At 68.3% G+C, this 22611-nt stretch carries 21 protein-coding genes; 13 read left to right on the forward strand and 8 right to left on the reverse strand.

Translation table 11 applies throughout. The features are described 5' to 3' along the window. The first annotated feature begins 206 nt into the window (after positions 1 to 206). From BLU09_RS20610 to BLU09_RS20620, 3 genes are all read left to right on the forward strand, one after another. On the forward strand, positions 207 to 752 hold the full coding sequence (locus BLU09_RS20610) for a hypothetical protein (protein ID WP_244171898.1): 546 nt from the start codon (positions 207 to 209) through the stop codon (positions 750 to 752). A gap of 167 nt (positions 753 to 919) precedes the next feature. After that, positions 920 to 2569 (forward strand): PQQ-binding-like beta-propeller repeat protein, encoded by a 1650-nt coding sequence (locus tag BLU09_RS20615; protein ID WP_244171899.1) that lies wholly within the window; start codon positions 920 to 922, stop codon positions 2567 to 2569. Between the two features lie 83 nt (positions 2570 to 2652). Next, complete coding sequence (locus BLU09_RS20620) at positions 2653 to 3027, forward strand: hypothetical protein (protein ID WP_244171900.1); 375 nt, start codon at positions 2653 to 2655, stop codon at positions 3025 to 3027. Here the strand turns inward: BLU09_RS20620 and BLU09_RS20625 are convergent. Both BLU09_RS20625 and BLU09_RS20630 read right to left on the reverse strand, forming a co-directional pair. Then, positions 3014 to 4651: an LVIVD repeat-containing protein gene (locus BLU09_RS20625; RefSeq protein ID WP_090491248.1), complete on the reverse strand. Its 1638-nt coding sequence runs from the start codon at positions 4649 to 4651 to the stop codon at positions 3014 to 3016. The two genes, BLU09_RS20620 and BLU09_RS20625, sit on opposite strands and share 14 nt — an antisense overlap. A gap of 71 nt (positions 4652 to 4722) precedes the next feature. Then, a complete protein-coding gene (locus tag BLU09_RS20630) occupies positions 4723 to 6405 on the reverse strand; it encodes an LVIVD repeat-containing protein (protein ID WP_090491249.1) in 1683 nt (560 codons plus the stop codon). 292 nt (positions 6406 to 6697) lie between these two features. Between BLU09_RS20630 and truB the strand changes: the two genes are divergently transcribed. After that, positions 6698 to 7606: a tRNA pseudouridine(55) synthase TruB gene (gene truB / locus BLU09_RS20635; RefSeq protein WP_090491250.1), complete on the forward strand. Its 909-nt coding sequence runs from the start codon at positions 6698 to 6700 to the stop codon at positions 7604 to 7606. Positions 7607 to 8232: 626 nt separating this feature from the next. On the opposite strand, the gene tkt is transcribed toward truB, so the two are convergent. The 3 genes from tkt to BLU09_RS20650 all read right to left on the reverse strand — a co-directional run bounded on the left by tkt (position 8233) and on the right by BLU09_RS20650 (position 12537). After that, positions 8233 to 10296: a transketolase gene (gene tkt / locus BLU09_RS20640; RefSeq protein ID WP_186817878.1), complete on the reverse strand. Its 2064-nt coding sequence runs from the start codon at positions 10294 to 10296 to the stop codon at positions 8233 to 8235. A 171-nt stretch (positions 10297 to 10467) separates the two neighbouring features. Further along, complete coding sequence (locus BLU09_RS20645; protein WP_090491252.1) at positions 10468 to 11676, reverse strand: vWA domain-containing protein; 1209 nt, start codon at positions 11674 to 11676, stop codon at positions 10468 to 10470. Positions 11677 to 11688: 12 nt separating this feature from the next. Next, positions 11689 to 12537 carry an AAA family ATPase gene (locus BLU09_RS20650; protein ID WP_026114272.1) on the reverse strand — a complete coding sequence of 283 codons (849 nt, stop codon included), beginning with the start codon at positions 12535 to 12537 and terminating at the stop codon, positions 11689 to 11691. 186 nt (positions 12538 to 12723) lie between these two features. On the opposite strand from BLU09_RS20650, the gene BLU09_RS38825 reads away from it, so the two are divergent. The 3 genes from BLU09_RS38825 (at position 12724) to BLU09_RS20660 (ending at position 14529) form a co-directional block, all read left to right on the forward strand. After that, a complete protein-coding gene (locus BLU09_RS38825) occupies positions 12724 to 12891 on the forward strand; it encodes a hypothetical protein (RefSeq protein WP_167371122.1) in 168 nt (55 codons plus the stop codon). Between the two features lie 126 nt (positions 12892 to 13017). Next, complete coding sequence (locus BLU09_RS20655; RefSeq protein WP_090491254.1) at positions 13018 to 13812, forward strand: cell wall protein; 795 nt, start codon at positions 13018 to 13020, stop codon at positions 13810 to 13812. Between the two features lie 162 nt (positions 13813 to 13974). Next, complete coding sequence (locus BLU09_RS20660) at positions 13975 to 14529, forward strand: hypothetical protein (RefSeq protein ID WP_090491255.1); 555 nt, start codon at positions 13975 to 13977, stop codon at positions 14527 to 14529. 171 nt (positions 14530 to 14700) lie between these two features. On the opposite strand, the gene BLU09_RS38265 is transcribed toward BLU09_RS20660, so the two are convergent. Beyond that, positions 14701 to 14943, reverse strand: a complete 243-nt coding sequence (locus tag BLU09_RS38265) for a hypothetical protein (RefSeq protein WP_143043157.1) — start codon at positions 14941 to 14943, stop codon at positions 14701 to 14703. Between the two features lie 60 nt (positions 14944 to 15003). On the opposite strand from BLU09_RS38265, the gene BLU09_RS20665 reads away from it, so the two are divergent. The 4 genes from BLU09_RS20665 to BLU09_RS20680 all read left to right on the forward strand — a co-directional run bounded on the left by BLU09_RS20665 (position 15004) and on the right by BLU09_RS20680 (position 19067). Then, a complete protein-coding gene (locus tag BLU09_RS20665; RefSeq protein ID WP_090491256.1) occupies positions 15004 to 16116 on the forward strand; it encodes a 3-oxoacyl-ACP synthase III family protein in 1113 nt (370 codons plus the stop codon). Then, on the forward strand, positions 16116 to 16712 hold the full coding sequence (locus tag BLU09_RS20670; RefSeq protein WP_011557265.1) for a DUF2378 family protein: 597 nt from the start codon (positions 16116 to 16118) through the stop codon (positions 16710 to 16712). Before BLU09_RS20665 ends, BLU09_RS20670 begins: the two co-directional genes overlap by 1 nt. A 75-nt stretch (positions 16713 to 16787) precedes the next feature. Continuing rightward, positions 16788 to 17396 carry a hypothetical protein gene (locus tag BLU09_RS20675; RefSeq protein WP_090491257.1) on the forward strand — a complete coding sequence of 203 codons (609 nt, stop codon included), beginning with the start codon at positions 16788 to 16790 and terminating at the stop codon, positions 17394 to 17396. Between the two features lie 219 nt (positions 17397 to 17615). After that, positions 17616 to 19067 carry a hypothetical protein gene (locus BLU09_RS20680; protein WP_186817879.1) on the forward strand — a complete coding sequence of 484 codons (1452 nt, stop codon included), beginning with the start codon at positions 17616 to 17618 and terminating at the stop codon, positions 19065 to 19067. Between the two features lie 16 nt (positions 19068 to 19083). On the opposite strand, the gene BLU09_RS20685 is transcribed toward BLU09_RS20680, so the two are convergent. Both BLU09_RS20685 and BLU09_RS20690 read right to left on the reverse strand, forming a co-directional pair. Continuing rightward, positions 19084 to 19743 (reverse strand): hypothetical protein, encoded by a 660-nt coding sequence (locus tag BLU09_RS20685; RefSeq protein ID WP_244171901.1) that lies wholly within the window; start codon positions 19741 to 19743, stop codon positions 19084 to 19086. Positions 19744 to 19752: 9 nt separating this feature from the next. Continuing rightward, complete coding sequence (locus BLU09_RS20690; protein ID WP_090491260.1) at positions 19753 to 20235, reverse strand: nuclear transport factor 2 family protein; 483 nt, start codon at positions 20233 to 20235, stop codon at positions 19753 to 19755. Between the two features lie 312 nt (positions 20236 to 20547). On the opposite strand from BLU09_RS20690, the gene def reads away from it, so the two are divergent. Both def and BLU09_RS20700 read left to right on the forward strand, forming a co-directional pair. Further along, a complete protein-coding gene (def, locus tag BLU09_RS20695; protein ID WP_090491261.1) occupies positions 20548 to 21054 on the forward strand; it encodes a peptide deformylase in 507 nt (168 codons plus the stop codon). 13 nt (positions 21055 to 21067) lie between these two features. Further along, complete coding sequence (locus tag BLU09_RS20700; protein WP_090491262.1) at positions 21068 to 21766, forward strand: sterol desaturase family protein; 699 nt, start codon at positions 21068 to 21070, stop codon at positions 21764 to 21766. Positions 21767 to 22611 lie beyond the last annotated feature (845 nt).

Below are 22611 nucleotides of genomic sequence, written 5' to 3' on the forward strand. Positions count from 1 at the left end.
GGAGTCAACGAACAGGCGTCTTTCTGGCGGCTCACGGTCGAACGCCTTCCTGGGGGGCCGCTACGTCCGCCCGTCCGCCCGCCCGCTCGCTCGCCTTCCGCGCTGGACCCGCCAAGGTGCGCAGGGGCGCTCCCGTTCGTCGTCTTGGCTGTTCCGCGGGTGGCGCTCCGGGTTGAGCGCCTTTGAACAACCGTTCAGGCTGGGGCGTGGCAATCCAACGCACCCGGCAACCTTCGATTGGAGACGCGGCATCTTCTGGCGAGGATGTGGGGCTGGGGCCGACGACACAGATGGGGATGCGGATGCGCAAGCTGGCGTTGCTGTTGTTCGTGGGGTTGTGGCTGGGCTGCCGTGCGGATGGGACTGACTCCACGGAAGGCACACTGCCCCTGCATCCCCAGGAGACGTACACGTATCCCGGGTGCGCCAACGAGGACTACAACTGCCCGCGCCTGAAGACGGTGCACTGCGCGCTGGAGAGCCTGCGCACGGAGCGCGACAGCTGCCAGCAGGACAGTGACTGCGTGGCCGTCACCGTCAACGGCCGGTGCACGGGCTATGGGGAGTGCCCCCCGGCGATGGTGAACACCGCCAGCCGCGCGGAGTTCGCGACGCGGGCCGCCGAGGAGGTGCTGCGCTACTGCACGGAGTCTCCCATCTGCGTCAGCACCGGCCAGTGTGCCTACCCATCCTTCGTGCCCCGCTGCAAGCAGGGCCACTGCGTGGCGGAGCCAGGCGACGCCGGTTCCTAGGCGCTTCGTCCCCGGCCCCCACGGAGCTCGGGGGGGCGGGGGCAGGCTGCATTCCTGCTCACCGGGTAATGACAGACGCATGCGCGCCGTCGGTGCGGGCTCCACGGGTGGTGGGTCGGGGGGGAGTCACTTGTCACGCGGACAGGGGCTCACCTAGAAGGCCGCCCATGCTTCGCAAGTCTTTGCTCTCCTTGCTGCTCAGCGCGTCTGTCCTTTCCACCGCGTGCTCCGACTCCGACGATGAACAGAAGCCGGCCCCGGCCGTGCTCATCATCGACCGGGAGGCGGTCGACTTCGGTGAGCTGGAGGTGGGCCAGACCTCCCCCGAGCACCTCTTCACCGTGCGCAATGCGTCTCCGTCGGCGGTGGAGTCCGTGTCCGTCAAGGTGGAGGGCAGCGGGTTCACCATCGTCGCCAACACCTGCGAGCGCTTCCTCGACGCGGGCATGGAGTGCGAGGTGCGGGTGCGGTTCTCGCCCCGGCTGGCGGGGCCGAGCGAGGCCCGCCTCAAGGTGGAGGGCGCTCCGGACGTGGACAGTGCGGTCCTCAAGGGCCTGGGCGTCGGCTATGTGGAGGTGCGGAGCCTGCCCGGTGCCGGAGTGCACGTGGTGGCCGAGGGGGAGGGCTGGTCCTGCGGCGAGCCGTGCAGGGTGGCGGTCCGCAAGGCGCAGGTGACCCTCCGGACCGCGCCGGCGGGGTTTCCGACCTGGGGCGGGGACTGCACCGTGGTGGCGGGCGGCGGCTGCTCGCTCGTCATCGACGGGACGAAGGTCGTCTCCCTGGAGGAGCTCGAGTCCTTCCTGCGGTGGGAGGTGCGGCGGAGCTCCCATCCCCTGAGTGTGGCGGTCTCGGCCGGCGGCGACATCCACGTCCTGGAGGTCGGGCAGTTGCTGCGGTTCAGCAGCACCGGGCAGCTGCGCTGGTCGGTCCCCCTGAGCGGCGGGGTGAAGATGGCCCAGGATGGCGCGGGCAACGCCTACGTGGTGGACTCCTTCGGGCGGGTGACCCGGTACAGCGCGAGCGGGCAGGCGCCGTGGACGTCTTCAGAGGCCGTCGAGAATCCCAGTTGGCACCAGCTCGCGGTGAGCGCCAACGGGCACGTCTACGTGCTGTTGAACCTGGGCAATCATGAACTCGCGAGTCAGCTCAAGCTCATCGCCCTCTCGCCGCAGGGTGTCGAGCGCTGGAGCCTGCTCTTCGACGAGGGCCAGTTCAACTACGCCTCCGGCCTGGCGGTGAATGCCCAGGGTGAGGTCTATCTGTCCGGCAGCGTGCACAACCGGGACGCGACGTCCGGGGAGTCGGTGTTCGTGAAGTCCTACGTCCGGAAGTACAGCGCCGAGGGCGCCATCGTGTGGGAGACGGAGGACAGCTGGAACCTCTTCGCCGTCAACGCCGAGGGCGCGGCGAGTATTCTCTTCCCCAACCACCAGTCCACCGGGGGCTTCACCCAGCGGTGGATTGGCGCGGACGGGGTGACGCGGTGGACCGCGACGGTCCCGTCTGGGCCGGGCTTGGTCACCCTGCAGACCTTCTCGCCCTCTGGCGCGCTGCTCATCGGCGGGCACGAGTTCTCTGCGGTCGGAACGGAGATTGGCCGGGGCTGGTTCTCTGCGATGAACCTCACGACCCGCGCTCCCGGCCCGGTGACCTACGTCGAGGGGAGCACGGGGTTGGGAGGCCCGACCCGTATCAGTGACCTCGCGCTCACCCCGACGGGCCATGTCGTGGTGACCGGTGGCTTCAGCGCCATCAGGGACCAGGACGGGGGCTTCATCCGGGTGTACGACGGGCGCGTGCTCACGGGCGTGCCGTAGCGCCCTCACGGCGCGAGGGGCCACGTCTCCATCCGCCGCTCCCGCGGTGCTCAGCCAGGGGGCAGATCAGAGGCACACCCCTCATGAACAGCAGGACGCTCCTGTTCCTGGAGGACGACAAGGATTTGCAGTCCCTGGTGGGTACCTTCCTGCGTGAGAAGGGCTACCCGGAGGAGCTGCTCGTCTGGGTGAACCAGCTCTTCCCCGCGCCCGCCCTGCCGCCCACGCCACCGCCCGAGGCGCTGGAGGAAGCGGAGGAAGTGAACGTGGAAGTGGACGACCTGGCCGCCAGCCTCGCGACGCTCAACGCGGAGGACGGCGCCCGGCTGAAGGAGAAGGTGGCGGCGCTGGAGGCGTTGCTCGTCCGCGGGCGCGGTGGTGACGCGGCGGCTCTTGCGCGCGAAGGAGAACGGCCGCAACCGCATCGAGGCGTGAGCCTCAGGGCTACGGCTCGTTGAAGATGAGCAGCCCGCGCGACGTGTCCACCACGTAGATGCGTCCGTCTCCGGGCACGCGGATGCCGATGGCGCCGTCGGTCAGCTTGTCTGTCCGGTTCGGGTCTGACTCGCGGAAGGTGTTGTAGTGCGCGATTTCGCGAGGCTGCGAGGGATTGGACACGTCCAGGACGCGCACGCCCTCATGGTAGTACGCGACGTACAGCCGCGTGCCCACGAGCAGCATGTTGTGGACGGAGGTGAGGCCCCGCAGGCGGTATTCACCAATCTTCACGATGTTCGCCGGGTCGGTGACATCCAGCACGCGGATATGGGAGCCCATCGTCTCGCCGCCCTCGAAGGCCACGGTGCGGCCATTGAAGGTCCCCACCGCGTTGGCGTGGCTGAAGGCATGGGGATAGGTGTAGCGGCCGAGCAACTCCGGTGTCTCGCCGTCCAGCCCTGCGATGAGGAAGCCATCGTCGAGGTGGTTGATGTAGAGGCGCCCCTCATACGCGAAGGCGTCATGCGGATAGCCCGCACTTCTGGGATACGTGAAGCGGGTGAGGAGCTGGGGCTCCAGCGGTTGGGTGATGTCGAAGATGATCGTCTGCTTGTGGGATGGCGACATGGCATAGAGCCGGTTTCCATCCACGAAGAGGGTGTGCACGTCGACGGGGCCGCCACCGCTGGGGTGGTTGCGCACGAAGGCGGGCAACCGCGGGTCGGCCAGGTCGAACACGAGCAGGCCGGAACTAGCGCTGCCGACGTAGAGCGCATTGTCTCGAGCCCACACGGCATTCCAGTAGTCGCTATGGCCGAATCGGATGACCGTCTGCTGGACGGGAATGGAGGGATTGCTCACGTTGAAGACGGCGAGGCCGCCGCCGAAGCCTCGTCGGTCGATGGCCACGACATAGGCGTGGCCATGGGTGACATACACGTCCACAGGCGTGTCCAGGCCCACGGGCATTTCGGACAGGAGCTGAAGGTTGGCGGACTCGGGCTCGCCCTCTCGCCACGTCATGCGCTCGGCGCGGAAGCTACCGCTATGGCGCAGGGTGCTGCCTCGGCACCAGAGAACGCAGCCGGTGAGGCTCCGGGGCCCCTGGGCGTGACAGCCGATGAACGTGTAGCGGTCCTGGAGACTGGTTTGGCTCGTGGGGCCGGAGGAGATGAAGAACCGCTCGCCATTCATGGTGGCTGTATGGGGCTTTCGCCCCATGACGGACGTGGGCTGGCCCGAGGCATCGAACTGGAAACCCCCGTTCGCCGGGAGGACTTGTACGGTGCCGGGCTGCACCTGGGTCTCGTACCGGATTTCCGCGCGGTAGATGGCGCCCTGCCGCTCCAGGCCCGCGAGCGAGCCGAAGTCACAGTCAGGCATCACCAGTGTCTCCGGCGCGTTGCACGCCGCCTGGGACGTCTGCGCGGGGCAAGACTCGAAGGCCCCGGGGTCCACCCATTCCCCCAGCTCCGGAAGCACCGCCCAGGGGCCGTTATAGGCCGGTGGCGTGGGCTCCGGCGGCGTGGGCTCCGGCGAAGAGCAGGCGGACAACGAAACGGCGCAAACGATCGCCAGCAGCGGGCGCGCGGCACGAACAGACATGAGGTGCAGCCTCTGGAGGAGGAGAATGGGCGCCCGCATCGTTTCGCGGGCGCCCTGTGTTCAGCATAGAAGCCATCGCGAGCGCCGCAAAGTGACGCCCCCCTGCTGGCTCATGGCTCGTTGAAGATGAGCAGCCCGCGCGACGTGTCCACCACGTAGACGTACCCATCCCCGGGCAGGCGGATGCCAATGGCGCCCTCGAAGGCGCCGCCCATCCGGTGCGGGTCTGTCTCCCTGAAGGTGTTGAAGTGCGCCACCTGCCGGGGCTGGGTGGGGTTGGCCACGTCCAGCACGCGCACGCCCTCGTGATACCAGGCGACGTACAGCCGCTCGCCCTTGAGAATCATGTTGTGGATGGAGGTGGAGTACCGCATGCGGTGCTCGCCAATCTTCACGATGTTCGCCGGGTCGGTGACGTCCAGCACGCGCAGGTGCGAACCTGGAAACTCGCCGCCCTCGAAGGCGATGGTGCGGCCCGCGAAGGTGCCCACCGCGCTGTGGTGCGCGAAGCCGCCGAACCCCGGGTAGGTGTATTGGCCCAGGTGGCGCACGTTCTCCAGGTCGGTGACGTCCACGACGGAGTAACCGCCATACGCATTGCTGAGATAGAGGCGGCCCTCGTACGCGAAGAAGTCATGGGGCCCGCCGAGCGACGAGCTCTCGGAAAGGGTGATGACCTGCCGCAGGACGGGCGCCAGCGGCGTGCTGATGTCGTAGACGCGGGTGCTGCCCACGAAGTCGGTGACGTCGGACGCATACAGACGGTCCCCATCCACCAGGACGGTGTGCACGTTGGTGTTGCCGTTGCCCGGCAGGCTGAGGATGAACTCCGGTGACCCCGGGTTGGAGATGTCGAAAACGGAGACGCCGGTGTCGGCGCTGGCGACATACAGCGCGTCGCCCTTCGCCCACACGCCGTTCCAATACGAGTCGCCCGGCAGGCTGATGGAGGTCTTGAAGAAGGGATGCGCCGGGTCGCTCACGTCGAAGACGGTGAGCCCGCCGAAGCGGCCGGCCTGGTTTATGGACACCACATAGGCGTGGCCGTGGGTGACGTAGACATCCACCGGTACGCCCAGGTCCACGAAGGACTCGGCGACGAGCCGCATCCCGCCGGACGACTCCGCTTCGCCGCGCCGCTCCGCCCGCTCGGCCTCGAAGGTGCCCATGCTCCGGGTGGAGGACCGGGGCGTCTCCGTGCAACGGACATAGCAGCCGGTGATGACGTCGGGCCTGGGCGTCTCACAGCCCGCCAACGAGACGACGCGCTCTCCGGTGTAGGGGTTCGACTGTCTGCCGGAGAGGAAGAAGGTGCCGCCGGTCGTCTTCCGCGTGGTGACGGGAATGCCCAACACCTTGTCGGGTCCCCCATCCGCGAAGAGCTGGAAGGCGGCGGTGCCCGGCGTGACGGACGTGCCCCCATCCGCGAGCCGCCTTTCCGACCGCCCGTCGCCCACATAGATGCCGTGTTGCTCCACCGCGGCGAGCTGGTCCGCGTTGCAGGACGACATGTCGAAGTTCGCCGGATCCGCGCAGGCCTCGAGGCTGGGGTTCTCCACGGTGAACCGGCACGCGGAGAACGCTCCCCGGTCCATCCAGTCACCCGGGTCGTCCAGCACGGTGTAGCCCCCATCCCAGGGCGCCTCGGGCCCCGCGTCCGTCCCGGCGTCCGTGGGCTGCTGCCCCGCGTCGGGAACGGGCGGAGGCGGGTCGTCATCACAGCCGGTGGTGGCGGACAGCAGCAGGGTCAGGGCGGACAGCAGGGCCCAGCCTGGGCGAAGCGGGGACGTCATGGAGACACCTCTTGGGGAAATGCGAGGCACTGCGGGGATGGCCGTCTTGCACCTGCACGCAGGCATACGCCTGTCATGGCGTTCCTGATTCGAGATGGTTGCCAGATGAATGCCAAAGGACGGGCAATGCATCGGTTGCTTGTTTTTTGGGCGGGAAATGGTCGTGGCCTTGGGGGCGCGCGGCGCCCCGGCGCACGACATGAATTGTCTTTCATTGCGGACTCGGCGGGAGTTCCACCTTCCGCCATCGCACTCCCGGCCGGGGTAGGGTGGGAGGCCACAGGAGGTCGCGGTGGGAGGGAAACTGAGTCCGGGCATCTACCGGGTCCACAAGCCGGTGGGCGCCACGAGCTTCTCGGTGGTGCAGCGGTTCATGGAGGAGGCGAAGGCCGCGCAGCCGGGCAAGCGGATACCGGTGTGCCACGGCGGGACGTTGGACCCCTTCGCGGAAGGGCTGCTGCTGGTGCTGGTGGGGCAGGCACCGCGCCTGTTCGAGCTGCTGCACGCCGTGCCCAAGGTCTACGAGGCGGAGGTCGTCTGGGGCACGGAGACGGACACGGGAGACCTGCACGGCCGGCCCGTCCTCCAGGGAGACACGGCGGCGCTGACGCCCGGGGCCCTGGACGCGGCGCTGGCGTCCTTCGTGGGCTGGCGGGAGCAGGTGCCTCCGGCCACCAGCGCGAAGAAGGTGGGGGGCGAGCCCGCCTACCGGAAGGCGCATCGGGGAGAAGCCGTGGAGCTGCCGCCCTCGCGCGTGTACCTGCACGCCGCGCGCTGGCTGTCCCATGACCTGCCGCGCGCCAGCCGCCTGTGGCTGAGCTGTCGTGGGGGCTACTACGTGCGCTCGTTGGCCCGCGACGTGGGGCGCGCGCTGGGCTGCGGGGCGCACCTGTCCACCCTGCGGCGCACGGCGATTGGTCCGTGGGAGGACCCGGGGCTGGGGCAACGGGTGTGGCTGCACGGACGCGACCTGTTGCCCTGGGCCCGCGTGCGGACGCTCACGGACGCGGAGGTGGGCGAGCTGCGCCGCGAGCGCCCCGTCCCCGCGAGCGGCCTCCAGCCGGCGGATTGGACGCTGCCCCCCGGCTTCCCGGATCCGGAGGCCCCCATTCGGGGCTTCCACCAGGGGCGCCTCGCCTTCCTGCTACGGGAGCGCGACGGCGCACTGTGGAGCGAGCTGGAGCTGCGGGGAGGGCTGTAGGCCCGCGCGCGGGAAGCCCGCCCCGCCGTTGCCAAGGTGTCACGTGCCCCGCCTGGGATGGGCCACCGGTGACAAGAGTCACCACCTGGGAGCCATCCCGGTGATGACGGTTGTCACCGGTGATGACAGTTGTCACCACCCCGCACAGCCCCGTGAAAGGGCACCCGAATCCATAACCCACTGAAAAGACTTGGGACGCTCAGGTGCGCCCACCGGGACCGGTGTGTGGCACGCCACGCGCAAGAGGACAGGACATCACGCTCCAGCACGGAGCGGGGCTCGAAGCACGGGGGGCCTGGCCGGGGGGCCAGGCGCTGGGGGGCGAACCTCCCGAGCGAACGAGTCAGTCGGACCTGGAGGACTTGAAGGTGCGAGCGGAAGCCGGTTCGGGGGAACCGGGATGCGACCGGGGGGACGCGACGCTCACGCCCACGAGGCAGCCGGGAACGACGTTGAAGTGACCTGAAGGGCTCATGGCGTGGGGGGAACCCCAGCCGGGGGGCTGGGATGCGACGGGGGTCGCACCCTTCCGCGCCATGAGTCCGCCAGGACGAGCACCTGGATGCCGAAAAGGCCCGAGGGCCTCGGACCGTTGGGGGACGGTCCGAGGCTCCTTCTTTTGCGGGCTACGGCCGCGTCTTCGTCTTCTTCAGCGAGTCCTTCGCCTGCTGTGCCACGTGGTCCGCGGTGAAGCCGAACTTCTGCTGCAACGCCTTGATGGGCGCGGAGGCGCCGAAGCTGCGCATGGCGACGATGTTGCCGTCATGCCCCACGAAGCGCTCCCAGCCGAAGGCGGCGCCCTTCTCCACCGCGACGCGGGCGCGCACGGACGGAGGCAGCACGCTGTCCCGGTACTCCTGGGACTGCGCCTCGAACAGCTCCCACGACGGCAGGCTGACCACGCGCGAAGGGATGCCGTCCGCCTTGAGCTTCTCCTGGGCGTCCAGGCACAGCGACACCTCGCTGCCGGTGCCGATGAGGATGACCTCCGGCTTGCCGCCCTCCGCCTCGGACAGCACGTAGCCGCCGCGAGCCACGCCGGACGCCGCGCCGAACTTGCTGCGGTCCAGCGTGGGCACGGGCTGGCGCGTGAGCACCAGCACCACCGGGTGCTTGCGCTGCTGGGCAATCACCCGCCACGACTCGACCACCTCGTTGGCGTCACCGGGGCGCAGCACGATGATGCCGGGAATCGCGCGCAGCGACGCCAGCTGCTCCACCGGCTGGTGGGTGGGGCCGTCCTCGCCCACGCCAATGGAGTCGTGGGTGAAGATGTGGATGGCGGGCAGCTCCATCAGCGCGGACAGGCGGATGGCGGGGCGCTCGTAGTCACTGAAGATGAGGAACGTGGCGCCGTAGCCGCGCAGCTTGCTCAGGCACAGGCCGTTGACGATGGAGCCCATCGCGTGCTCGCGCACGCCGAAGTGGATGTTGCGCCCCGCGTACTCGCCCGGCTTCATCGCCTCTCCGCCGGTGATGTACGTCTTCGTGGACGGGTTGAGGTCCGCCGAGCCGCCCACCAGCCACGGGTAGTGCTTGGCGATGGCGTTGAGCACCTTGCCGCTGGAGTCGCGCGTGGCCAGTCCCTTGGCGTCGGCGGGGAACGTCGGCAGCTCCGCGTCCCAGCCCTGGGGCGCGTCGCGGCGCTGCATGCGCTCCAGCTGGTCGGCCAGCTCGGGGAACTGCTTGCGGTACTCGGCGAACTTCTGCTCCCACGCCGTGCGCAGCTGCTTGCCCCGAGCGCCCATGCGCTCCTGGAAGCGCTCGCGCACGCCGTCGGGGACCAGGAACTTCTCGTCCTCGGGCCAGCCGTAGAAGCGCTTGGTGCCCTTGATTTCCTCGTCGCCCAGCGGCTCGCCGTGGGCCTTGGAGGAGCCCTGGAGCTTGGGCGCGCCGTAGGCAATCTGGGTGGTGACGATGATGAGCGTGGGCTTGCCGCGCGCCGTCTTGAAGGTGCGCAGCGCCTCACCCATGGCGTTCAAGTCGTTGGCGTCCGGCACGCGCAGCACGCGCCAGCCGTAGGCCTCGAAGCGCCGGCCCACGTCCTCGGTGAAGGCCAGGTCGGTGCTGCCGTCGATGGAGATGTGGTTGCTGTCGTAGATCCAGCACAGGTTGGGCAGCTGGAGGTGGCCGGCGATGGACGCCGCCTCGGACGCCACGCCCTCCATCAGGTCGCCGTCGCCGCAGATGGCGTAGACGTCGTAGCCGAACATCTCGAAGCCGGGGCGGTTGTAGTAGCTCGCGAGCCAGCGGCTGGCCATGGCCATGCCCACGCTGTTGGACACGCCCTGGCCCAGGGGGCCGGTGGTCGTCTCCACGCCGCTGGTCCACCGGTACTCGGGGTGGCCCGGGGTGGACGAGTCGAGCTGCCGGAACTTCTTGATGTCCTCGAGCGACACGGTGGGCGCGTCCTCGACGGTGTACTCCCGCGTGACGCGTTTCACCCCGGCCAGGTGGAGCAGCGCGTACAGCAGCATGGAGGCGTGGCCGTTGGACAGGATGAACCTGTCCCGGTCCGGCCAGATGGGGTGGGACGGGTCATACCGGAGCTCCTGCTGCCAGAGCTGGTACGCCACGGGGGCCAGGGACATGGGAGCCCCCGGGTGGCCCGAGTGGGCCTGCTGTACCGCATCCATGGCGAGGGTGCGGATGGTGTTGATGGCCAGCACGTCCTGCTTGTCGGTTGTCATGGTGTCCTCGCGGTCCCGCTCGCGTGCGCGCGCACCATGCCGCAAGTGACGCTCCAGGTGCTGCACCAAATGCGCTGGGGCTCGCCCGGCCGTCCGCCAGTCCACGGGCGCACCCGGAATTCCTGCCCTGGGGGGCACGGGAATGAATCCCGCGCGCCCTACGGACCCGCCTCAGCGCCGCGCCGCCGCGCCCCTCACGGTCCGTCCGCGCGTCAGGTGCGTGACGGCTTCACCCAGGCCCTCCACCGTCAGGGCGAACATGGGGAACACGCGGGCAATCACGGAGATGGTCCCCGAGCGCCACGTGCCCATGGGCTCCGGGTTGAGCCACACGTTGCGCTCGAAGTGTTGCGCCAGCTGCATCAGCCACGTCAGCCCTTCCAGCCCGTCCGTCTTGTAGTGCCCCTGCGCGTCGGTGCGGATGGACAGCTCGTAGGGCGCCATGGAGGCGTCCCCCACCATCACCAGCTTGTGGTGCCGTCCCACCTGGGCCACCAGCTCCGGCACCGTGATTCCGCCCGTGAGCTGCGGCGTGGCGTAGAGCTTTCCGTAGACGCAGTTGTGGAAGTAGTAGGTGCGCAGCTCCTTGAAGTGCGTCGCCTGGCTGGCCACGCTGAACAGCCGGCTCACCAGCGCCGCGTACGGGTCCATGGAGCCGCCCACGTCCATGGCCAGCACCACGCGCGTGTTGGGGCGTCGCGGCGGCCGTGTCACCACCTCCAGCTCACCGGCGTTGCGCGCGGTCGCGGCGATGGACTCGTCCACGTCCAGCTCGTCTGGCGCGCCGTCCCGGGCGAAGGCGCGCAGCTTGCGCAGTGCCACCGCCATCTGCCGCGTGTCCAGCACCACGTCGTCGCGATAGCCGGCGTACTTCCGGGCGCCGGCCTGCATCAGCGCGCGGCCCTGGCGGTTGCCCGCGCCGCCGCCCACGCGGATGCCCTCACGGCCAAAGCCGTTGTTGCCGAAGGGCGACGTGCCGCCAGTGCCCACCCAGCGGTTGCCACCGTCGTGGCGCTCCTTCTGCTCCTTCAGGCGCTCCTCGAAGAGCCGGCGAATCTCCTCCGGGTCCAGCTGCTCCAGCAGCGCGACCTCCTCGGGGCTCAGGTCGGGCCGCTCGCGGGCCTCCTCCAGCCAGTGGAGCAGCTCCTGCGTCAGCTCCAGGCTCGCCGACTCCACGCCCTGGAAGTGGGCGAGGAAGGCCTGGTCGAACGCATCCAGCTGCGTCTCCGAGTGCACGAGCAGCGCCCGGGCCACATGGTAGAAGCCGTCCAGGTGGCTGTCGTGCAGGCCCGCTCGCAGCGCGCCAGCCAGCGCCAGCGCCTCCTGGGCGCCGACCTTCAGCCCGCGCCGGCGCAGCTCGTAGAAGAAGGGCAGGAACATGGCAGCGCCTCGTCAGGCCCGGGGACGGCGCCCACGCCCGAAGGCCTCCGCCACGGAGACCAGGTCCTGCTCCTTCTTCAGCAGCGCGCCCAGGAAGGGGAGCTGTTCGTCCAGCTTGAGGTCGTTGACGCCCTGGGCCTTGAGCACGGCAATCCAGTCGATGAGCTCACTGGTGGAGGGCTTCTTGCGCAGGCGGGTGAAGCTGCGCAGCTCGTAGAAGACCTTCAGCGCCTGCTCGGACAGCGCGCTGTCCAGGCCCGGGTGGTGCACGCCGACGATACGGCGCATCAGCTCCGCGTCCGGGAAGTCGATGAAGTGGAACACGCACCGGCGCAGGAAGGCGTCCGGCAGCTCCTTCTCGTTGTTGGATGTAATCACCACCACGGGGCGGTGTTTCGCCACCACCTCGTCACCCGTCTCGGTGACGCGGAAGCGCATCCGGTCCAGCTCGTGGAGCAGGTCGTTGGGGAACTCCAGGTCCGCCTTGTCCACCTCGTCGATGAGCAGCACCACGCGCTCGGGGGAGGAGAAGGCCTCACCCAGCGGCCCCTGGCGGATGTACTTGCGGATGTCTCGCACGTCCCCGTCGTTGAAGCGCGAGTCATACAGGCGCTGCACGGTGTCGTAGACGTAGAGGCCGTCCTGCGCGCGGGTGGTGCTCTTCACGTGCCAGGTGATGAGCCGGTGCCCCAGGGCCTCGGCGATGGCCTCCGCCAGCAGCGTCTTGCCGGTGCCGGGCTCGCCCTTCACCAGCAGGGGGCGCTGGAGGGTGAGCGCGCAGTTGACCGCGGCCTGGAGGCTCTCGTGGGTCAGGTAGGTGTCGGTGCCTTTGAAGCGGACGGGAGTGGGCGCCTGGCTCATGCCCCATCCCTTTAACATCCGCCGCGGTGTCTGGGGGGCTCACGTACCCGGGGCTCCGGGAACGTCAGACCCGAACGGCAAGCTCGTTCGTATGTCTCGGGCAGAAGCAGCCGGGCGGACTCGCGGAGAGGAGACCCGCGGGGTTGGTCGGCATTCACGTCCGTCACTTGCTTCGAGGGAGGCGCCATGGGTCACCTGTTTGTTCCAGCACTGTTGCTCGTGGGGGCCTGCTCCCTGGCGGCGCGCACCTGCGGGACGGCCGCCGTCAGCCGGCCGCCCGAGCTCCAGCGGGAGGCCCCGGAGCGCGCCCTCCCTCGGGCCGAGCCGCCAGCCACCGTCAGCGTCCGGGGGTAGGCGCTGCGCTGGCGGGAGGGGCCGACCTCACGGGATGTATGGCTTCGCCCGCCGGTCAACGATTGGTGCGAGCCAAGCACAGGTTTTCACACCGGTTTCCCGGGGCCCGGTGTATTCTCCCGAGCAATGTCCATTGCGAATGCTCTTGGCGAAGTCTTCCGGCGCGAACTCGATGCGCAGTTGGTCCCGTTGCAGCAGGCGGTCCGGCGCATGGAGGAAGGCCTGGAGGCCCTGGAGTTGCTGCGTGAGGTGACGCACCGGTTGGCGCCGCTGACCAGCCGTCTCGGCGCCATGGCGGGAGTGCGGACGCCCACGGAGCTGCCCGCGTCCACGCGCGGAGGCCGCAAGCAGGTGGTCGCGGCGCCAAGGGGTCGCGCAGCCGTGGGCCGGCCCGTGGCCGCGAAGCCGGTCGTCAGTCAGGCGCGCGCGGAGGAGGGCACCCGGGCGTGCGCCGTCATCGGCTGCGAGCGCCCCAGCCGTTCCAAGGGGTACTGCTCGGCGCACTACCAGAAGCTGCGGTTGCTGATGCGGACCAACCGTCGCCCGTCGGCGTGGAAGGACGACGCGCTTCCGCAATCGGTGGAGGACGTGACGCTGCCGCGTGGCCGCGCCGCCAGCAAGGCGCTGCGTGAGGGCGGGGCCAGGAAGAAGGCCCCGGCCCCCGTGGTGGCGCCGCCGCCCGCCGAGGAGAAGGCGCCGGCCGCCGCGAAGAAGTCAGCGGGTCGGAAGGCCGCGGGCGCGAAGAAGGCCGCACGGGCGAAGAAGGCCCCGGCCGCCGCGAAGAAGTCGGTGGCCAAGAAGGCGCCGGCCGCGAAGAAGGCCGCGGCCAAGGGTGGGCGCCAGGTCAAGACCACCAAGGCGAAGGCTGGAGCCGGCAAGCGCAAGAAGGGCCGCTCTTCCTCCCAGGGCTCGCTGTTCTGATTCGAGCGCCGCGCTCCGCGGATTCCCTCGGGCCTTCGGGCCCGAGCCGCTCAAGTGGAATCCAGGAAGCGCGGTGAGCAGGCCGGACGAGCGACCGGTTCCCGGACATCCCCTTCGAGTCTCCGTTGACAGTGGCGGGGCGGGGATGGGATTCGGCCCGGCATGAGCGAGCAAGGTTATCCGGTCACCGTGGCGGTGCGTCGTCCCGACGGGCGGGTGGAGCAGGTGCGTGTGGGCACGGCGTTCAAGAGCGGCGAGGGCTTCACGCTGACGCTGGGAGAGATGTCCATCGGCGGCACGCCGGACGCGGCGGCCCCGGCGGCGCGGCGGTCAGCGCCCGCGAGCAGCGGTGGCGGCGGTGGTGGTGATGGAATGGTCTTCCCCAACTACGGCCGCAGCAAGGGCGGACCCATTGTCGGCGCCAGCATGGGCGACCTGGAGTTCTACGCCAACGGCGCGCGCCGCACGCTGAATGACGCGAGCAAGTCGCGCTGGCACGACAAGGAGCGCCAGCTGCTCGCCGCCATCGAGGCGGAAATCGCGCGGCAGCGGGGCGGCGACGCGGGGGGTGGCAGCGACGGTGGCTATGGCAGCCAGGGCGGCTATGGCAACCAGGGTGGTTACGGTGGTGGCCGGGGCGGTGGCGGCTTCGGAGGCGGAAGCTACGGCGGCGACGACATCCCTCCACCGAACGACGACGACAACATCCCGTTCTGAGCCGCGCCAGGTCGGTGAGTGGCCGCCCCCCATGGGTGGGCGGCCTTCCCGATGTGTTGATTTCAGCACAGCTGTCTCATCTGCCCTTCAATCCAGATACTCTCAGTGAGAGGCTCGGCGCCCGGCTTCGTCGCATGGGTCATCAATCACTCATGCGCGCAGCGGCCCTTTTCACAGTGCAGTGAAGTCATTGGCGACACCTGGGGTGACATGCTCAGTCACTGAGAGGAAATTCTCATGACGGAGTGCTTCATTCGCAACGGTTGCTGCTTCATTTGTGAAGCACTGGAAATCTCCAGCAATCCCGGTGGTTTCGTCGCGCCGTTGGCTGGAAGATGATTCACGGATGAATCGGTCCTGTTCGCCAGTGGCAGTTGTTTCAATGACTTCGTATATGGCCTGAATCCTGCTCAATCCCCCGTCGCCAGGGAATCCCTCCCATATGGCGAGGCTGTGAAAAAACGGGGCCATTAAATGACACCCAATGTCTGTGTCGTCGGAGCCGGTGCCTTCGTTCCTTCACGCGTGGTGAGCAACGAGCGGATCGCCAGGGCCATCCCAGGGTGGCCGGCGGAGCGCATCGAGGAGAAGGTCGGCATCCGCGAGCGCCGCTTCCTCTGGGACATCGACGAGGCCACGGGCCGGGCGATTCCGCCGCCCGAGAATGACGGGCACGTCTACCCGGCCAACAACACGGACATGTGCGAGGTGGCGCTCCAGAAGGCACTCGCCCAGGCGGGTGTGGATGCCAAGGAGTTGGACGCGCTCTTCGTGGTGACGTGTACGCCGGACGCGCCGCATTTCAACCACGACGCCATGGAGCTGCACCGGCGGCTGGAGCTGCGCGAGGACGCGTTCGGGCTCGTGGTGGACGACGGCTGCGGTGGCACGCCGTACGTGTTGGACATGGTGAAGAAGATGATGGACGGAGGGCGCTTCCGCACGGTGGCGGTGGTGGCCTCTGCCTTCACGTCTCCGCTGGTGAACCGGGAGGTCTACACGGACGAGCTGCCGCCCGGGCCGGGCCGCTCGAAGACGCTGCAGGGCTACCTCTCCATGTATGTCTTCGGCGACGGCGCGGGCGCGGTGGTGCTCCAGTCGAAGCCAGGAGCGTCGGGGGCGGAGGGTATCCTGGCGTCCTTCTCCGGCAACGCGTACGGAGACCTGGTCATCCGCAAGGGTGGCGGCTTGTTGAAGCTGCCGTATCAGCCGGGGCGGATGCGCCCGGCGGACATGGCCTTCGTGGTGGATGGCTTCCGCGTCGCGCGCAGCTATCCGGAGTACATGCAGAAGTGCCTCGACGCCGTCCTCGGGCCGCGTCCGGAGCTGCGTTCGAAGGTGGAGCGGTACTACTTCCACCAGCCGAACAAGCGAGTGATGGACGCCTTCGTGGAACGGGCGGGACTGCCGCGTGAGGCGGTGGCGTGCAACGTGGACCGCTACGGCAACACGTCGGCGGCGGGGATGCTCATCCTTCTGGCTGAGGACTTGGAAGCAGGACGCGTGCGTCTGGGAAGTGGTGACCTGGTGGTCGTGGCAGCGGTAGGCGCGAACGTCCATTACGGCGCGCAACTCGTGAGGTTGTAATGAACAAGATGGATCCAAATATCGCCAAGGAGTTGGACGCGCGATTGGCGCTGGCGACGAAAGACGACACGGCCCGTGGGCTCTTCTTCAATGGCGTGGTGTCCGCCGTTCGCACGATGGGAGGGGACGCGGCGGTGGAGCGCTGTCTGGCGGCCAGTGGCGAGACGCGCTTCATCGACTTCTTCAACTACCCGGTGGCTGCCTTCTTGCGGATGTCCTTCACGGCGGCGCAGGTGATGGGCCCGGAGCACGGCGGCTTCGACGGAGCGCTGCGGCGCATGGGCGTGGTGGCCACGACGGACTTCCTGTCTTCGGCGGCGGGCAAGACGCTGTTGCTGCTGGCGTCGGACAGTCCGAAGCGGCTCGTGGGCAACCTGCACTCGGGTTACCGCGCGGCGGTCAGCTACGGCGAGCGCGCGGTGAAGTGGACGGGCGACACCAGCGGCATCTTCACGATGAAGCGGGACTTCATGCCGCCCGCCTACCACGAGGGCACGCTCCAGGCTGTCATCGAGGCAGTCGGTGGCAAGCAGGTTCAGGTGCACGGCCGGCAGACGGGGCCGCTCGACACCGAATACACGCTGTCGTGGCAGTAGCCCTGGCGCGGGGCGCGTCGAAGGGGTGCAAGCGGAGGGCTGAAAAGCCCCTCACGGTCTGGAGGGAGATACGCCATGTCGCGAAAGCTCGGCGGTGCGGTGGGGATGTTGGGTGTCCTGTTGCTGTCGGCGCAGGCGGGGGCCAATGAGGTGGTGATGCAGTTCCGCACGCAGGAGGACCCGGCGAGCCCCGCGGACCCGGCGGTGTGCGCGGCGGCGCCCTTCGAGGTGAACGTGAAGCTGGGCGGGAGTGTGTATGTGCCAGAGCACAATCCCAAGGACGGCAAGGTGGTGGACGGGGGCGGCCGGCGCGTGGGCTCGGCGACGGCGTGCGTCCAGGTGACGGACAGCGCCTTTCCCGCCGGGCAGCAGCTGAATGTCTACATGCGCTACAACCTGCCGGAGGGGCGCTTCACGGCGCGGGGGACGTGCACGCTGGTGAGCAACGATGTGCCAGTGGCGGGGCTGGTCCTGGCTGGCTGCGCGATGCGACTGGTGGACGTGCCCAAGGGCTTCGTGGGTGGCTCGGTGTCGAGCACCAGCGTCTTCAATCCCCGAAAGCTGCCGGGCTACGCCACGGGTTCGTATTACACGCTCTACGCCTACCGTGATGGCCACCAGCGTGACGCGAGCAAGGTGACGAAAGCGCAGGAGGCCGAGGCCGCAGCGAAAGCGCGGCAGTAGTCGCCACTCGGCGACACGGGAACCACGGGACTGGGCAGGGGCAAGCGCTGGACAGCGGTTTGCCCAGACACAGGAGGGTGCCGTAGACGGCGACACCCTGTGTTCATTGCTCAGGCCCGATGAGCAAACGTGGCGGTCCTGCGGCAGGCTCGGCCATCCCCACGTCGGCCGGTCGAGCATGGCATTCCCCGCGTCGGGCCAACGGGCGATGATGCGCCCATGGACCGCAAGCGGATGGAGTTCTACACGGCACTCGGGTACCGGGCTCCTTCAGCCGCGGCAACGGCTCAGACGACGTCCGGAGTCGCGAGCGCCGACGTATCGGAGTTGCCGCCGCTCGGTCCAGACGACCTGGGCGCGCTGCGCGAGCGCTTCTTGCGCGAGCCGGAAGAGGTCCTGAGCCTCATCCGCCAGGACTTGGGCGCGCCCGTCTCAGAGGGAGCCCTGGTGCACGTGCTCCAGGAACTGGAGCAGTCCTTGCGCGAGCCCGAAGCCGCGCTCCAAGCCCTGCGGCAACCGGCATTCCAGGCACGGGCTTCGGCGTCACTGCCGCCGGACTTCACCTTCCCGCTGATGACGAATGAAATCCCCATCGACTCCTCGCGAACCCGCTTTGAGCCAGTGGCGGACCTGCGCGGATGGCTCCTGTTCAGCGGTCGGGCCTGGCTGCACGGCGGCTGGCACCGGGCGGAGTTCCGTCGGCACGACGATGTGCATCACGCCACGCGTTTCCGCTACGCGCTCCGCGAGCCCGCGCCGGGACGGCCGGTGGAGGTCGCGTTGTTCGGAGGCTTCGGCACGGGCGAGTACCCCGCGCGCTATGTGGCCCGTCAGCTCATCATGCGAGGCGAGCGGCTGGAGTACGCGGTGCACCTCGGAGGCGTTTACTACGCGGGCCGTCGGGGCGAATTCGACGCGCACGTGGCCGAGCCGCTCGAACCGCTGCTGCCAGTCACAACGCTGATGACGTTGAACGCGGGGCCGGAGATGCGTTCCGGAGGCACACCCTTCTACCGCTACCTGGACGAGCGGCGAGGTGCCTCACGAGCGAAGCAAGTCCAGGAGGGAAGCTACTTCTGCCTGGCCTCGGAGCGCTTCCAACTCATCGGTCTGGACACCGCGTACTTCGAGCCAGGACGGCACCAGGAGCCCGCGCTCCTGAGTTGGCTGGAGTCAGTGCTGAAGGAGGGCCGCCAGCGAGGCGCAACGAACATCCTCCTGAGCCACGATGCGCCCTACCGGTACGGAGAAGCAAGGCACGCCGGTTTGCTGGAAGACCTCCGGGAACTGGCGGTCGAGCGCGCACAGGTCGACCTGTGGTTCTGGGGCGCCACGCCCTACGGAGCACTGTTCGACCGGAGCGCCGCGCTCCCGTTCCTGGGAGGAAGCCTGGGGCACGCGGGTCTCCCGGTGCGAGCGGTGACGCCGGGCCTGAAGTCTCCAGCACCCGTGCGTTTCCTGGAGTCGCACCCACGCTTCCCCGAGTGGACGGACCTGAGGCTCGAGCTGGGTAACAACGGCTATGGCTCGCTGCTGCTGCACGAGGACGGCACGTTGGGCCTCCAGCTCCTGGACTGGCGGGGCAACGTTCGCTGCACGGCCCAACTGGCCCGCGAGGGGGACGGCCCGCTGACGTACCAGCACCTCGAGACGTCCGAATCGGAGCCGTGAGCGCGTGGGCGCGGCGTCACAGCCAGACGCGCGTGTACCAAGGCGGTCGGGAGGGCACGCTCCTGCTCCGAGCCGGGTCGGCAGGGCGCGGCACGGTGACGTACCGGAGCCGGTATCCGTGAGGCAGCGTCTTCCAGTACGTCACCTGCCATGGCGTCAGCACCTCGCCGTGTTTCGACTCGCCCACCGGCTGATGCACATCGCCGAGTGACTCATGGAAGTGGAACTCTGCGTCCGCGGCTTCGAGACTCGCGGCCTCGATGACCCAGGCGTCCTGGGCCTCGTCGGCGGAGGGCTCCTGCCCCGCGTTGACGAACCGGCTCCAATCGGGCCTGGCGTGGTGCTCCCAGATGGCGCCGCCGGCCTCCGTGAGCGAGTAGCCAAAGGGAGTGCGGGATTGCCGGGCCTCAATGGCGCTTGAAATCTCTTCGGGGGAGAACATCTCCTGCAGTCCGTCTGGAAGCGCGTGGACGCGAATGAGTCCGCGCTCGGCGAGCAGCGACAGCCGCTCACACAGCTCCTCCCGGGACATCCGCGGATCGTCCGCCATGTTGAGCGCGATGTGCGGGTTCGGCTCCACGAGCATGTGCAGGGGCGTGGGCAGCTCCATGGCGGCCTCCAGGAGCCAGAGGTCCAGGGCCTCCACTGACGGGCGCTCACTCGCGGGCGGTGCCATGTGTCCTCCTCACTCCAGGGGAATGCCACGCTCGCGCATGAAGATGTCCAGGGACTTCCGGGCCTTCGACTGGACCTTCTTCTTCAACAGGGGCGTCCACCCGAGCACCAGCCCGGTGGGGCCCAGCGCCTGACGGGACCAGGTCCAGAAGTCGAAGTGGTCGCGGTGTCGGACAATCTTCCCGTCGCGGAACTCGAACTCGGCATCGATGCGGTTGAGCACCTTCCTGCCGGTGCCGCTGAACGTGTAGGTCGCATCCCAGTGGGCGCGGCCCCGGTGGTCATCGGCCTGCACGTCTCGGAAGGTGACCTCCAGGTCCTTGCCGCGCTCGCAGAGCATGAGCCACATGGCACCGGGCTCCCGGCGACGGAGTCCGACGAAGGCGGCGTCGGAGAACTCCACCTCAGGGTGGTAGCAGGCGGCCATGGCCTGGGCGTCCCGGCGTTGGAACGCTGAGTAGAAGTCATTGATGAGTTGGGCGTGCGGGTGCATGGGACAGGTGTAGCAGACCCGTCCGTGAAGACGCGCCAACTGTCCGGATGGCATCGCTCGGAGGGTGAAGCTGGAGGGCCGCTCGAGCGAACACTCCGCATGGCCTCCCGGCGGGAAAGGGCGTCCCGCTGGTCTGGACGGATGGCTTCAATGGGGAGCGGAGGTCCTGACGCGCGCCACGGTGGGGCTGGGCGTTGCCTTGGGACTGGCGGAGAACGGGCCCGGTGGGGGACGGCCGTCGTGTGAACCGGTGGACCGTTGCCATGCGGAATCGGGCGGCGCTGAGGAGGCGTGCATGGCAGATTGCGGCCCATGGCTCGCGACATTGTCATCTGGCCCCATAAGGTCCTCACCTCGTCCACCAAGCCCGTGACTGACTTCGGCCCTCCGCTCGAGAAGCTCTTGGAGGAGATGGCCGAGTCCATGAAGGAAGCCGAAGGCATCGGCATCGCCGCCAACCAGGTCGGCGAATCCCTGCGCGTGGCGCTGGTGGGACGGGAGGACGGCACCTTCTTCGAAATCGTCAATCCGCAGATTCTGGAGAAGAAGGAGCCGGTGACGATGGAAGAGGGCTGCCTGTCCGTCCCGCGCGAGTGGGAGAAGTGCCCGCGCTTCCACAAGGTGAAGGTGCGTTACCAGGACAAGTCGGCCGAATGGCATGAACTCGAGGCGGAAGGCCGGCTCGCGCACGTGCTGCAGCATGAAATCGACCATCTCGACGGGCACGTCTTCGTGGACCACCTGTCCAGCCTCAAGCGCACGCTCATCCTGGACCGGATGAAGAAGCTCCAGAAAGTGAAGGCCCGCCAGAAGGGCTAGTCAGGATGACAGGATGGCCGAAGCCGCCAGCGCCACGCGCTCCATCCCCGAGCGCGTGGCGCGATTCCGCGAGGACTACCGGCGCAAGCACGTCAGCCCTCGCTACTCCGGGCGTGCACACTTCGTCTTCACGAGCCTGGGCTCGCTGGCGGTCATCGGCTTCGCCGTGTCCCACTTGGAGGGAAGGCGGCCCCTGGAATGGCTGACGCTGCCTGCGGTCTTCCTGCTGGGCAATGTGGTGGAGTTCCTGGGGCACCGCGGGCTCATGCACCACCGCCGGCCGGGGCTGGGCCTTCTTTTCCAGCGGCACACCGAGCAGCACCACCGCTTCTTCACGCACGAGGCCCTGGCCTACGAGTCCGCTCGGGACGTGAAGATGGTGCTCTTTCCCCCGGTATTGCTGATGTTCTTCCTGGGCGCCATCGCCGCGCCACTGGGGGCGCTGTGCTTCGTCCTCATCTCGCCAAACGTGGGGTGGCTCTTCGTCGCATCAGCGGTCGGGTACTACCTGACGTACGAGTGGCTGCACTTCTGCCACCACCTGCCGCCCGAGCACCCGGTGGCTAGGCTCGCGCTGATGCGGCAGCTGCGCCGCCACCACGAAGCCCATCACGACCCTTCGAAGATGCAGCGCCACAACTTCAACATCTCGTTCCCGTTCGCGGACTGGCTCTTCGGGACGTCATGGCGGCCGGACAATGACCGTCGCTAGAAGCCCTGAACGCCAGGATCGCGCGCCCTCGCTCGGAGGGCCGGTTGCCCCCCGAGCGGTAAGCCTCGGATTTTTCAGGTGGAATGCGCTTCCCCGGGACCTGGGTTGTCACCAATGAAGGTGCGTTGAAACTGCAGGGTCGGGCGCTGGGTCACGGCGCCGATCAAGATCCATTGACGCGCAGGAAGCGGCGCGTTAGTAAGTGAACCCCTGCTCGCCGCCTCGGTGCCCGTCACCCAGGAGACGATCGGGAAGCATCGGTCGACGAAGTTTGTTGACCCTCAACGCGGCGGTGATAGAAGCCGCGCCCCTCGCAAAGAAGCCCGCGCACTGGCGCGGAAGACACTTCGAGCGAGTCAGTACGACAATGCGGAATACGGCGGTCAACGCAGCGAGTTGACAGGAGACGCGGTGGTGGTAGAAGCCGCGCCCCGACGAAGAAGCCCGGAAGCAAGGGTGGGAGAGTCGAGGGAGTCAACGAAGCAGCGGTTGACAGGGAAGGCGGCGAAGAGGTAGAAGCCGCGCCCCTCTGGAGGGAATCAGCGGAAGCCACTGGGCGGCGCTGAAGACTCCGGAAGCCAGCAGGACGGCGAAACAGTAGCTTGACAGAAGACGCCGAGCTGAAATAGAAACTGACACCCCGCCGGGCAGAAAAAAAGACGGCGAGGCAGCAACGAAGAAGACAGTAGCAGGAAGTCGCTGGCGGGACAAGCGACTCGCTCTTTGAAAACCAAATAGCAAGCCCAAGAAGAAGCTAGATTGCGGAAACCGCAGTCAATTTCTTAAGACGGTGCCAGCCAGGTCGCGCTGCGAAGCGCAGCCGGCAGCACTGTAACGAATCAGCG

The sequence above is a fragment of the Myxococcus virescens genome (assembly GCF_900101905.1).
Lineage (GTDB): Bacteria > Myxococcota > Myxococcia > Myxococcales > Myxococcaceae > Myxococcus > Myxococcus virescens.